This is a genomic window from Echinicola shivajiensis (genome assembly GCF_018642165.1).
GTDB lineage: Bacteria > Bacteroidota > Bacteroidia > Cytophagales > Cyclobacteriaceae > Echinicola > Echinicola shivajiensis.
Map to the genome: position 1 here is coordinate 248,464 of NZ_JAHHZM010000007.1, position 11,978 is coordinate 260,441.

Here is an 11,978-nt window from a genome sequence, read left to right on the forward strand (position 1 = left end):
TATTATGAATTTTATAAAGCATATTGAGCGAATCCAGTTGATAAATAAATTGATCAGGGAAGAGAAGACAGGGAGTCCTGAGGAGCTTTCGGCAAGACTGGGAATTAGTAGAAGGCAGCTTTATAATCATTTAGAAAGCCTTAAAGATATGGGCTTGGAGGTTTCCTATTCCAGAAAGCTAAATAGTTTTTATTATGTGGACGAAAAGCATTTGGAAATGAATTTCAGCCTCAAAGTAATAGGGCCAGAAGAAATAGAAAGTATTTATGGAGGGGTTTATTTTCCTTTCATTGAAGATGCAGAACTTGAGTTGGACTGGCTTGGAACCTGGTAAGGTTGATTTTTAGGGTTGGAAATTTATGATTGGCGGGATGTATGTTTTCTTTTTGATTTTTTCAATTGATAAACATCGTGGCACAAAGCGTATTTCAAGACCAAAGTATTGTTGGTCCTAATTTTGAGGCTTTTGTAAATTCTAATAATCTGGAACCTAAAAAAGGTTTTATGATTGGACAGATCTAGAAGCTGGTTTTATTCGTATATCCTGTATATAATATTCTTAGAGTGATTTTTTACAGATTTCTTTTGGAAGAAATTCTATCCGTGCAAGTTTAGTGCACGGACTCCCCTTATCTTAGTATTAAGAATTAAGGAGATCCAAAAAAATGGTAAATAGGAGATCCTAAATTCAACTGGGTTCAGTAAGCGTAATAATAAAATTTTAAAGATAATTTTTTAGCACTAATGATGTTGGTGACTTATTTAGTGCTCGTGTTGATTAACGTCAGAGGGATACATGTGTGGTGTATCCCTTTTTTTAGTTTTAAATAAACTTCGCTAAAGATAAAATATATTATTGTATAAAAATAGTGAGGTGAAAGTTTTTGTTTTGCAAAATCCTTATATTATAAATACTTATAATTTAGAATTTGATTCTTGGTGATTTTTCTTTTATGGCCAATGGTCTCTTTTTTGAAAGGTAACCCAAATGTTGTTTTAAAAAGTACTCAAATTTTACGGGTAATTTGTGCAAAATGACAATTGGTACAGGGCTTTAGTATTACTACAGAGAAATTTGTTTGTGAATACTATAAGTAATATTTTTAATCGTTAGGGATTAAAGTATTCATTGCATTTATTTAAAAGGCTCAATTCTTGGGCTTTTTTATAATTTTAATTTAAACATTCAGTATGAAAAAGTTTACACTTTTGATGTTATGGGCCTGTTCCGTATGCTCGCCAATCATCGCGCAGAATGATATTGAATTCAGGGAGTTTACGCTTGATAATGGTTTACATGTGATCATGCACAAAGACAATACTACGCCCATTGTAGTGACCTCTGTACTCTATCATGTTGGGTCCAAAAATGAAAATCCAGAAAGAACTGGATTTGCCCATTTTTTTGAGCATTTGCTTTTTGAAGGAAGCGAGAATATTGACCGTGGAGAATATTCCAAAAAAATCCAGTCAGAGGGGGGGACACTAAATGCTTATACTAGTAATGATATTACCTATTATTACGAGTCCTTGCCTTCCAATAAGTTGGAGATGGCTTTGTATATGGAAAGTGAGCGCATGTTGCATGCTAAAATTGATGAAGTGGGAGTTGAAACCCAAAGGGAGGTTGTCAAGGAGGAGAAAAGACAAAGGTATGATAATCAGCCTTATGGTACTATTTTGCCAGAAACACTAAAAAGGGCATATGCCGAACATCCATATCAGTGGGCTCCTATTGGTTCATTAGAGCATTTAAATGAAGCATCACTGGATGAATTTATGGATTTTTATAAAACATTTTATGTCCCCAATAATGCCACTTTGACCATCGCTGGAGATATTGATTATGATCAAACAGAAGAGTGGGTAAAGATGTATTTTTCTGAGATTTCAGCTGGGGTGAAGGAAGTCTACCGTCCGTCAATAGAAGAGCCTAAAAAGGAAACAGAGATCAGGGACGTAGTTTATGACAATATCCAAATACCTGCTGTGATTCAAGCTTACAATTTACCTCCAAAAAATGATCCTGATTCTTATGCCATGGATATGTTATCTACTTATCTGACAGGAGGGAATTCTTCATTAATGACCAAGGAGTTGGTGGACAAGCAACAAAAAGCATTGGCTGTGGCGGCTATTCCACTTGATCTGGAGGACGGTGGTATTTTTATCATGTATGGAATTACTAATATGGGAGTTAAAGCAGAAGATTTGGAATCCGAAATAGATCTATTGGTAAAGCAGGTTCAGAACGAAGGTGTTTCAGAGCAAGACTTTAAAAAACTACAAAACATTATAGAGAATGATTTGGTGAGCAAGAACGCTACAATGGCGGGGATAGCTCAAAACCTTTCTCAATCACATGTTTTCTTTGGCGAGACAGATCATATTAATAATGAATTGGAAAAGTATAGAGAGGTAAGCAGGGAAGATTTGCAGCGGGTGGCTAAGAAATACTTGACCTTAGATGGTAGAGTCGTGTTGTATTACCTTCCGAAGTCTGAACAAACTCAACAATAGTGAATGACAATTTTGTGACTGTTATGAAAAAGACATATATATATATCCTTATTTGCATGGTATTATCAACGGTAGGCTATGCACAAGTAGATAGAAGTAAATATCCAGAACCAGGGCCTGCTCCTAAAATTGAATTGGAGGATCCTGCAACTTTTATCCTGGACAATGGCCTAAAGGTTTTTGTGGTTGAGAACCACAAATTGCCAAGGGTTGCCTTTTCATTGGTGATCAATAGAGATCCCTTATTGGAAAATGAAAAAGCAGGGATGACCGGTTTTGTCGGAGATATGCTGACTGCGGGTACAATCAATAGGTCAAAAGATGAACTGGATGAAGAGGTGGATTTTATAGGCGCTTCCTTGAGTGCAGGATCTACTTCTATTTATGCCTCTTCTTTGAAAAAGCACCAAGGCAAGATTTTGGACTTGATGTCTGATGTGCTTTACAATCCTGTTTTTCCACAAGAGGAGTTGGACAAGCTCAAAAAACAAGCAATTACAGCTTTGGCTACATCAAAGGATGATCCTAATTCCATTAGTGGAAAGCTAACGGCTGCTTTGGTGTTTGGTAAGGGGCACCCTTACGGTGAAATTCAAACAGAGGAAAGTCTTGAAAATATCACTATTGAGGATATCAAAGCTTACTATAAAACTTATTTTAAGCCGAATATAGCTTATCTGGCAATAGTGGGAGATATAGATGAGAAGGAAGCAAAGAAGCTGGTTAAAGAACATTTTTCAAAGTGGGAGAAAGGAGATGTGCCAGAATTCAAGTATGAAAAACCTGCTTTGCCTGAAAACAATGAAGTAGCACTTGTGGACAGATCTGCTTCTGTACAATCGGTTATTGACATTACTTATCCTTTGGAGATGAGTTTAGATAATGATGACTATCTCGATACAAGGGTTTTGAATTATATTTTGGGAGGTGGTTCTACTTCGCGTTTATTTATGAACTTGAGAGAGGATAAAGGCTATACTTACGGTGCTTATTCTACCATCGGAGCGGATAAATTGGTAACCAGCTTTTCTGCCGGCGCTTCTGTTAGAACTGCTGTAACTGATTCTGCCATTCATGAGTTTATTTATGAAATTCATAGGATAGTTGAAGAAGGGGTTAATGAAGAAGAACTGGATGCGGCGAAGGCAAGTTTGAGTGGAAGTTTTGGTAGGGCATTGGAAAGCCCATCGACCTTGGCCACCTTTGCCATAAATATTGATCGCTATGATCTTCCAAAAGATTTTTACACGAGCTATCTGCAAAGATTGAGTGCTCTTACAGTTGAAGATATCAATACAGCAGCAAAGAAATATATCAAGCCTGAAAACATGTATATCACTGTGGTGGGCAATGGGTCTGAACTTAAGGGGAAATTGGATCAGTTTGGTTCTGTAAGTCTTTATGATAACCAGGGGAACCCTGCAAAGGAGATTGAGATGACAGATGCCAATATTACAGCTGAAAAAGTGATTAATAAATACATTGATGCCATCGGAGGAGAGGAGGCTGTGAGCTCCCTAGAAACAGCCAAGATAGTCATGAAGGCAGAGGTGCAGGGGCAGATTATTGAAATGACTGTCCTCTATGATGATCCTGGAATGCGCTTTAACCAAAAAGTGGCTATGATGGGAAATACGGTTTCCAGCACTACTTTGGCGGACGGTAAAGGCTCTGTTATAGCAATGGGCAATACTCAAGAACTGAGTGATGAACAGTATGAGGAAGCCAAAATGAATATGTTTTTGGTACCAGAATTGCATTATGAGGAATTGATGTACAGCCTAAGTTTAGATGGTGTCAAAGATATTGAAGGTGAAAATGCTTATAAGGTAGTGGTTTCTAATCCTACTGGAGCTAAAACAGTCAACTATTACAGTGTTGATTCAGGTTTAAAAATCAAGAGTGAAAACGAAAAGTCAGGAGAAATGATGTTTTTGGATTACAAGGAGCAGAATGGGGTGAAATACCCAATGAAAAACATTGTGAAATCTCCTATGATTCCAGTACCATTAAACACTACCGTGGAGAGCTTGGAATTCAATCCTTCACTAACTGACGAAGACTTTAAATAAAAATCAATGAAAAAGAAAGTTTTGGCCTTGGCTGTAATGCTAGCTGGGGCAAATTTTGAAAGTAAGGCTTTGATGGAAGGGGAGTCCAGACTGGAGCTAGTTAGGCAGGAGGTGACGGTAGAAGAGGTAGTGCAAAACTATATTGCTGCTGTTGGTGGTCAGGAAATGGTCGATAATCTGCGAAATCTCGAAATGGTCATGAAAGCTGATATTCAAGGAATGTCCTTGAACATTACTGTTGTGACAGACCAGGAGAATGAGCGTGCTTTGAACCTTACAGAAATGAATGGAAATCAGGTTGCCAAAACATTGATTAAGGATGGTAAGGGTAAGGTGATCAGTATGGGACAGGAGCAGGAAATCAATGGTGATCAATTGAAATCCATGATGAGTCAAACTTATATTATTCCTGAAATGCATTATGTGGATTTGGGCTATGAAATCAGCTATGATGGGACTGGAGAGGTAGATGGAGAAGAGGCGCATAAGTTGCTGTTGAAGGATACAAATGGTGTAGAGACCAGGGAATATTATAGTGTTGAATCTGGCTTGAAGTTAATGACAGAGTCGGAATTGGCAGGTAGGGTTGTTTATGAAGATTACAAGGATTGGGATGGGATAACTTTGCCATCCAAGATTACGATGTCCAATAATATGATGCCTATGCCAATGGAGGTAAATGTGATCTCGCTGAAAATGAATCAGGAACTCGATGATCAATTATTTAATTGATAAAAAATTATAATGAAATAGGGATCCAATTGGATCCCTGTTTTTTTACCAGTTAGGATGATTTTTCATCCAATAATCAAGAGAGAATTTTCCCGAACCGTAAATTAAAAAGACAATAAGTAAAATAAGTACAGCTAAAGAAATTTCAAACTCCATATTATTGGATACAGATAAGAATCCTTGGTTGATATTCACAAAGAATACCGCACCGATCAAAATGGGGATTTGGAAAACAATTGCAAATCGGGTCAGTAGACCAAAGGCAATTAATCCTCCCCCTACCAAATGCGCAAAGGCAACATAATGCGCCAAAGCCAAATTGAAAAATCTGAGATCACTATTGCTCATCATTTCCATTAAGGCGTTGGTATTCGCAATAAACATGACGCCTTTATAAAAGATGAATAGCCCAAGGACTACTCGGATAAAATCAATCCATTTAGGATGGTGGGAATCTGCCCATGATTCGATTTCTGAAATAGTTGCCATGATATTTTTGGGTTTTGTTGCTATATAATATACGAAATATCATGTTATGATGGTGAAAATCATGGGTTTAAATGCTGGTGTTTCCCCTGGGTTTTTATAATTATTTCATCCATTTTATTCTTTTATCGTTTTCTTCCATTATTTGAAATTGATAGGTAGGATAATAAGAACCTTTGTTGTCTTCCAGTTCAACACTTATTGTTCTTTCAAACCTATTGATTGAGAATGTGATCTTTTGGCCTTTATATGGCCTATTGGGATCAAATGTTTTCCCATTTACCAACTCGACTTTATCTCCAAGCATCAAGAGGCTAAACGCATTGGATTTAGGGTGGATTTTGGTGATGGTTCCGTCACTTTGGATTTTGATCCCAAACTGGGACATATAAGCATCGCTATTCACTTTACTTGTGATTTTTATATTAATACTTGCTAATTGTTCCTTTAGTATCGGAAATATGTCCTTTTTGCCTATTATGTAGTTGTCAAAGAAATTTTCGACTATTTGGGGAGTGGAGTGATGATCGGAAATCGTTTTTTTATAATCGTTCAGATCATAACCTTTGTGGTTTTTACCAAAATTAATCCACATGTCTTTCATGACCTTATGCAGGGAACTGCCCTCATCCAATAACATTAGATCAAGGCAAAGGGATATCAAGGCCCCTCTATTATAGATACTGACTTTTTTGTCTGGAAGTCCCAGTTTATATCCATCCAACCATAGGTCAAAGCTGGATTCTGCAATGGATTGGTTTTTCCAACCAAATGATTCGAATTCTCTTTGGAATAGCTTTTCTAGAATTTCGTTTAGATATTCTTCCAAATTGAAATAGCCAGATTTTAACAAAAAGATGTCCCCCATATAGGTAGTCACCCCTTCAGCAACGACACCTGTTTTGATATAGGCCTCTTTAGAAAAATCATAAGGCAATAATTCCTTTGGTCTGATGCGGCAAACATTCCAAAAGTGGTAAAGCTCATGTGAACTCACGCCAAAAAGCTCATCCAGATTTTTCTTTTCTGAAAGACTTTCAGCAGGTCCAAATGTAATGACCGTGGAGAATTGATGTTCTACGCCATGATGGTGTTTATAAGGTAGTAGTTGGTAGAAAAAATGATAATCTGGTGCTGGAAATTCACCAAATGCTTGAATCTGTTTGCTTGTGAAGGAGGTAAATTGCCCAATTAATTTTTCTACATCAAAATGGATTTCCCCATGGAACCAAAGATGGAAGTTTGATTGCCCCACTTGATAAGTGTAATGATTTAATGTGGCACTGCTAAGAAAAGGACTGTCTACTAAATGTTGGAAGTTATTAGCTTTGAATTGGTTTTTGCCTGTTTTTGGCAGGGCTGTAGCGGTTTGGAAATTTTCAGGGATTTCAATGGAAATTTTGATGTCCTCCTGTTCCCTTCCTTTTATTTCGAAAACGAAATTGATAAAGTTAAGATAAAGCTGTTCATCATCGGACCAGCTGCCGCCAGCATCCATTTGGGTGGCATGAAATTCATATGAAATAGAATAAAACCCTTTGTTGGAAGCTTTAAAAGACCATAAATCTTTGTTTTGCTTGTTCCATGTAATTGCTGATTGATCATGAAGAACTGAGAACCCCCGGATTTTTTGAGCATAATTGGTGATTTCATACCTTCCGGGCCTCCAAGAGGGGAGCTGCAAATCTATTTTTTCACCTTCATTGCAATGAAGGTTTAGCTGAACTTCAATAAATTGACTAAGTGGATTATTTCGTTTTATCAGGTATTCCATTTACATTTGTGCTTTGACAATAAACAAAAGTAACCCACTGGTTTGTAAATAAAAAAATCCTATCTATCTTTGCAATCCTTTTCGGGGTCAACTGGAAAGGGAAGTCAAAGAAAAGCAATAAAAATTAAAACATAAATCGGTAATGAAGTAAGGGGCTGGTAAGATTATCACTTCATATTTCCGCTTTACTGATAGAAAATTAGACGATCATGAAAAGAACATTCCAACCTTCTCGCAGAAAAAGAAGAAATAAGCACGGTTTTAGGGAAAGAATGGCAACACCTAACGGAAGAAGGGTAGTTAAGTCAAGAAGAGCTAAAGGTAGACATAAATTAACAGTGTCTTCAGAAAAAACGCTTAAGAAGTAATTGAATTCATTTCTTTGTTTTGATGCCTTATTGCTATGAACTATAGGCTTCCCAAGAATGAACGATTACATTCTAAAAAGTTAATAAAGGAACTTTTTGATAAAGGTTCCTCTTTTTTTTTATATCCCTTCAAGGTAATTTATTTGCCTTTAGATCACACTGAGGAAACCAACCAGGTACTTTTTTCTGTTTCCAAAAGAAAAGTAAAGAAGGCTGTCGACAGGAATTTCATCAAAAGACGTGTGAAAGAGGCCTACCGGCTAAATAAATCCATTCTTTTAGATGGTGAAACCGAGAAAAAATTGATAGCTTTCGTGTACGTTTCATCAAAATTGGAAACCTTTCAGGTCATCCAACCTAAGGTGATTAAAATATTAAACCGCCTTGCAGCCCAGCAAGGGAACAAATCTAGTCAAGATGAAGAAAAGAAATAGAGTTATTGCCTTCGTTATGGTCCTCATTGTAGGTGCAGGACTTTTGTTTTCATTCAAAGGCAAGAATGATAAGCTTTTTCTGATAGCTAAAAATCTGGACATTTTTGCCTCTCTAATCAGGGAATTGGATTCCTACTATGTGGATGAGATCAATCCGGAAGAGTTGGTGACTGTTGGGATCAATGCCATGTTGGAAGAACTCGATCCCTATACAACTTATATTCCTGAAGAGGAATCTGACGATTTCAGGACGATGACCACCGGGGAATACGGAGGGATTGGTGCCTTGATAGGTAATAGAATCGGTATTAATATGGTATTGATGCCCTATAAAGGTTTTCCTGCGCAAAGTGGAGGGTTGAGAATTGGGGATGAATTGTTGGAAGTTGATTCCGTGAATGTGGTTGAGTTACCAACAAGTGATATTTCCAAGATGCTGAAAGGACCAGCAAATACTCCTGTTAAGGTAGTGGTTAAAAGGAATAATGATACTTTGTCATTTGACTTGACCAGAAAAAAGATTGTCATTACCAATGTCCCTTATTATGGAATGGTCAATGATAGAGTCGGATATATCAAGCTGACCGATTTTACGACCAATGCTGGGGATGATGTTCGCAAAGCTTTGGTGGACCTAAAAGAACAAGGGGCAGAAGAATTGATTTTAGATTTAAGAGATAATCCGGGAGGAATTCTTAAAGAAGCTGTTGATATTGTCAGCTTGTTTATTCCAAAAGGTAAAGAGGTCGTGAGTACTATCGGTAAATTGGATAATGTAAATGCTGAATATAAGACCTCAAGATCACCAGTTGATAAAGAGATGCCATTAGCTGTTTTGGTTAATGAGAGGTCTGCTTCAGCTTCTGAAATTGTTGCTGGTGCGCTTCAGGACTATGACAGAGCAGTATTGGTAGGTAGAAAAACCTTTGGTAAGGGACTTGTACAAAGTACTATTCCTTTGTCTTATAATGCCCAGGTAAAGGTGACCACCGCAAAGTATTATATACCAAGTGGCCGATGTATTCAGGAAGTTGATTATAGTCACAGGGATGAAAATGGAAATGTAGGTCTTGTGGCTGATTCATTGAGAAAGGAGTTTAAAACTAAGAATGGCAGGACAGTTTGGGATGGGGCAGGTGTTGAGCCAGATGAGAATGTGGAGCAGAAAAAATACGCACCTATTACTTATAGCTTGGTAGCACGAAGCTTGGTCTTTGAATTTGTTAACCAATATTATTACGATCATGATAGTATTGAGGCTCCAAGAGAATTTGAGGTGAGTGATGAGGAGTATGATGAATTCGTTTCTTGGTTGGAAGGTAAGGATTACGATTATGTTACCAGAGTGGAAAAATCTATTGAAGATTTGGAGGCTTATGCCAAGGAGGAAAAATACTTTGAAGACATCAAAAGTGAAATAGACTCATTGAAGAAAAGCTTGAGTCATAATAAAGAACAAGACTTGATTACTTATAAAGACGAAATAAAAGAGGCTTTAAAAGATGAGATTGTTTCTAGGTATTATTATCAGGGAGGTGTAGTAGAAGCTTCTATTGATAAAGATGAAGAGATAGAGAAAGCGCTGGAAGTCTTAGCTGATCAAAATAGATACGAGGAGATCTTGCGGCCTGTAATGGCGAAAAAGTAAGGTGTCAGAAAGATTTTGAGCTCCTTCTCAGTTTCGATGAAAATCGTGAATGGGAAGGAGTTTTTTTGTTCTGGAGGCTTTATTTAAAGGGAGCTTAGGTGAATTTGTCTTAGGGAAGCATGAAATAAGATTTTGTTATCTTTGCTAACCCTTTTACTAAGGGACATAAAAAAGAAAAAAATGGGATTAATATTATCAATAGATACTGCTGTTTCTGTTTGTTCTGTGGCTCTGCATCAGGATGGTCAATTGTTAGCTTTGTTGGAGTTGCACCAAGAAAACGTGCATGCCCAAAAACTAATGCCTGCTATCAAAGAGTTGATGGAGCAAGCGGGTGTGCAATCTTCCCAATTAGATGCAGTGGCAGTTTCAGAAGGGCCTGGCTCATACACGGGGTTAAGAATAGGAGTCTCTACTGCTAAGGGGATATCCTTTGCGCATAATATTCCTTTGATTGGGGTGGGAAGTTTGGATGCGCTTGCTTACCAGGTTAGAAGATTTGCAGAAGAAGGCACCGTGATTGTTCCTATGATCGATGCGAGAAGAATGGAGGTTTATAGTAAGGTGTTCAATAGTTCGCTTGCCATAATTGAAGAGATAAAACCAGAGATTATTGATGAGTCCTCTTATAAGGAGTATTTGAAAAATGGCTTGGTTTATTTTTTAGGAGATGGTGCCCAAAAGGTGTCAGAAGTCATAATGCATTCTAATGCCCGTTTTTTCGATATTACTAATTCAGCTGTTTCTGTAGGGGGGATAGCACATGAAAAGTTTGAAAGAGAAGAATTTGTTGATATAGCTTACTTTGAGCCGAACTACTTGAAGGAGTTTAGGGTTGTGAAATCAAAGAAAAATCCATTATTGTCATGAGTGAAATTGTTAACAGGGTAGCTAATAGTCCTATTATTACCATTGATCTTGAAAACTTTTATAGTGAGGAGGAAAGGTTGGTGTTTGATATTAAGGATTATCTGTTTCAGCAACTGGTTTTGAAAGAGGCTGATTTTAGAAAAGACTTGAAGGGCTTGGATTGGGAGCAATACCGTGGTAAATGTGTTGCGGTTACTTGTACAGCAGATGCTATTGTTCCTACTTGGGCATTTATGTTGGTGATGACTTATCTTTCAGGTTTGGCTAAGGAAGCTGTTGTTGGAGATTTGGCAAATTTAGAGCAGTTTTTATTTCAAAAGGCGCTAGGTGATCTTTCTCCTGATGATTTTGAAGGAAAGCCTGTGGTGGTCAAAGGTTGTAGTAAGTTTCCTGTGCCTTTATTTGCCTATGGGGAAATTGTGAAATTATTAAAGGGTAAAGCAAAGTCAATAATGTATGGGGAGCCGTGTAGTACGGTACCTTTGTATAAGCAAACAAGAAAATAATAAACGTATTTTATTTAAATTGAGTAGGTTGTGGGTGAGTTGATGATTTTTTGAAATTCAGGTTTGGTAATTATAAAAAAGAGTTCTATGTTTGCATTCCCATTCGGGGAAATCATATCAAAAGGATGTGCTTAAATATTGAAAAGAGAGGTTGAAAAAAGCTTTAAAAAATATTTTTCAGAAAAATGTTTTTTAAGAAATAAAAAGCTTTTAACTTTGCAGACCCAAACGAGGGGAAGTAAGAAAGTTTGATTGAAGATAAGGTGGTGAAACTTTAAAATCATCAAAAGAAACTTTCTTAAAAAATAATTTAAAAAGTATTTTTGAAAACAAATTCTTTTTCGGAGCTTTGCACAGCGAAACGGAAAAGCGGTCAGAAGAAAGCTTTTGGCAGGTGTTTTGAAAACGGGATTTGGTCAAAAGAGTCCGGTTTCACAATGACGGCGAAAGCGCCGTCGGACAAGTTCATTGAAGTATTGTAAGACGATAATAAGATACGACCAAGGTCGGTAAGGAAAAGAAGAGTTGCCTACTTCGGTAGGCACGTCAATAGAAACTTTACAATGGA

General features: G+C 37.2%; 11 protein-coding genes. 9 read left to right on the top strand and 2 right to left on the bottom strand.

The features are described from left to right. Positions 1–4 precede the first annotated feature (4 nt). From KMW37_RS13670 to KMW37_RS13685, 4 genes are all read left to right on the top strand, one after another. Positions 5–334, top strand: a complete 330-nt coding sequence (locus tag KMW37_RS13670; RefSeq protein ID WP_215225192.1) for a helix-turn-helix domain-containing protein — start codon at positions 5–7, stop codon at positions 332–334. Between the two features lie 857 nt (positions 335–1,191). Then, a complete protein-coding gene (locus KMW37_RS13675; RefSeq protein ID WP_215225193.1) occupies positions 1,192–2,520 on the top strand; it encodes a M16 family metallopeptidase in 1,329 nt (442 codons plus the stop codon). 56 nt (positions 2,521–2,576) lie between these two features. Beyond that, complete coding sequence (locus KMW37_RS13680) at positions 2,577–4,592, top strand: M16 family metallopeptidase (RefSeq protein WP_394369622.1); 2,016 nt, start codon at positions 2,577–2,579, stop codon at positions 4,590–4,592. 6 nt (positions 4,593–4,598) lie between these two features. Beyond that, positions 4,599–5,324 (top strand): peptidase, M16 family protein, encoded by a 726-nt coding sequence (locus KMW37_RS13685; protein ID WP_215225195.1) that lies wholly within the window; start codon positions 4,599–4,601, stop codon positions 5,322–5,324. Between the two features lie 45 nt (positions 5,325–5,369). Here the strand turns inward: KMW37_RS13685 and KMW37_RS13690 are convergent, their stop codons facing one another. Next, a complete protein-coding gene (locus tag KMW37_RS13690; protein WP_215225196.1) occupies positions 5,370–5,813 on the bottom strand; it encodes a DoxX family protein in 444 nt (147 codons plus the stop codon). 100 nt (positions 5,814–5,913) lie between these two features. Then, on the bottom strand, positions 5,914–7,584 hold the full coding sequence (locus KMW37_RS13695) for a M61 family metallopeptidase (protein ID WP_215225197.1): 1,671 nt from the start codon (positions 7,582–7,584) through the stop codon (positions 5,914–5,916). A gap of 209 nt (positions 7,585–7,793) precedes the next feature. On the opposite strand from KMW37_RS13695, the gene rpmH reads away from it, so the two are divergent. The 5 genes from rpmH (at position 7,794) to KMW37_RS13720 (ending at position 11,410) form a co-directional block, all read left to right on the top strand. Beyond that, positions 7,794–7,952 (top strand): 50S ribosomal protein L34, encoded by a 159-nt coding sequence (gene rpmH / locus KMW37_RS13700; protein ID WP_186756147.1) that lies wholly within the window; start codon positions 7,794–7,796, stop codon positions 7,950–7,952. 35 nt (positions 7,953–7,987) lie between these two features. Beyond that, entirely contained in the window at positions 7,988–8,386 is a 399-nt protein-coding gene (rnpA, locus tag KMW37_RS13705; protein ID WP_215225198.1) for a ribonuclease P protein component, read from the top strand. Further along, the gene (locus tag KMW37_RS13710) at positions 8,370–10,034 is read left to right on the top strand and encodes a S41 family peptidase (protein WP_215225199.1); all 1,665 of its coding nucleotides are present in this window, start codon (positions 8,370–8,372) and stop codon (positions 10,032–10,034) included. The genes rnpA and KMW37_RS13710 overlap by 17 nt, the downstream gene beginning before the upstream one ends. A gap of 180 nt (positions 10,035–10,214) precedes the next feature. Next, entirely contained in the window at positions 10,215–10,904 is a 690-nt protein-coding gene (gene tsaB / locus KMW37_RS13715) for a tRNA (adenosine(37)-N6)-threonylcarbamoyltransferase complex dimerization subunit type 1 TsaB (protein WP_215225200.1), read from the top strand. Next, positions 10,901–11,410 carry a DUF2480 family protein gene (locus KMW37_RS13720; RefSeq protein WP_215225201.1) on the top strand — a complete coding sequence of 170 codons (510 nt, stop codon included), beginning with the start codon at positions 10,901–10,903 and terminating at the stop codon, positions 11,408–11,410. Before tsaB ends, KMW37_RS13720 begins: the two co-directional genes overlap by 4 nt. The last annotated feature ends 568 nt before the right edge of the window (positions 11,411–11,978 follow it).

Excerpts from the sequence above, each read along its gene's own strand:
- KMW37_RS13720 (WP_215225201.1), top strand. The coding sequence starts at position 10,901 with ATGAGTGAAATTGTTAACAGGGTAGCTAATAGTCCTATTATTACCATT.
- KMW37_RS13690 (WP_215225196.1), bottom strand. The coding sequence starts at position 5,813 with ATGGCAACTATTTCAGAAATCGAATCATGGGCAGATTCCCACCATCCT.
- KMW37_RS13680 (WP_394369622.1), top strand. The coding sequence starts at position 2,577 with ATGGTATTATCAACGGTAGGCTATGCACAAGTAGATAGAAGTAAATAT.
- KMW37_RS13710 (WP_215225199.1), top strand. The coding sequence starts at position 8,370 with ATGAAGAAAAGAAATAGAGTTATTGCCTTCGTTATGGTCCTCATTGTA.
- rpmH (WP_186756147.1), top strand. The coding sequence starts at position 7,794 with ATGAAAAGAACATTCCAACCTTCTCGCAGAAAAAGAAGAAATAAGCAC.
- KMW37_RS13675 (WP_215225193.1), top strand. The coding sequence starts at position 1,192 with ATGAAAAAGTTTACACTTTTGATGTTATGGGCCTGTTCCGTATGCTCG.
- KMW37_RS13685 (WP_215225195.1), top strand. The coding sequence starts at position 4,599 with ATGAAAAAGAAAGTTTTGGCCTTGGCTGTAATGCTAGCTGGGGCAAAT.
- KMW37_RS13695 (WP_215225197.1), bottom strand. The coding sequence starts at position 7,584 with ATGGAATACCTGATAAAACGAAATAATCCACTTAGTCAATTTATTGAA.
- tsaB (WP_215225200.1), top strand. The coding sequence starts at position 10,215 with ATGGGATTAATATTATCAATAGATACTGCTGTTTCTGTTTGTTCTGTG.
- rnpA (WP_215225198.1), top strand. The coding sequence starts at position 7,988 with ATGAACTATAGGCTTCCCAAGAATGAACGATTACATTCTAAAAAGTTA.
- KMW37_RS13670 (WP_215225192.1), top strand. The coding sequence starts at position 5 with ATGAATTTTATAAAGCATATTGAGCGAATCCAGTTGATAAATAAATTG.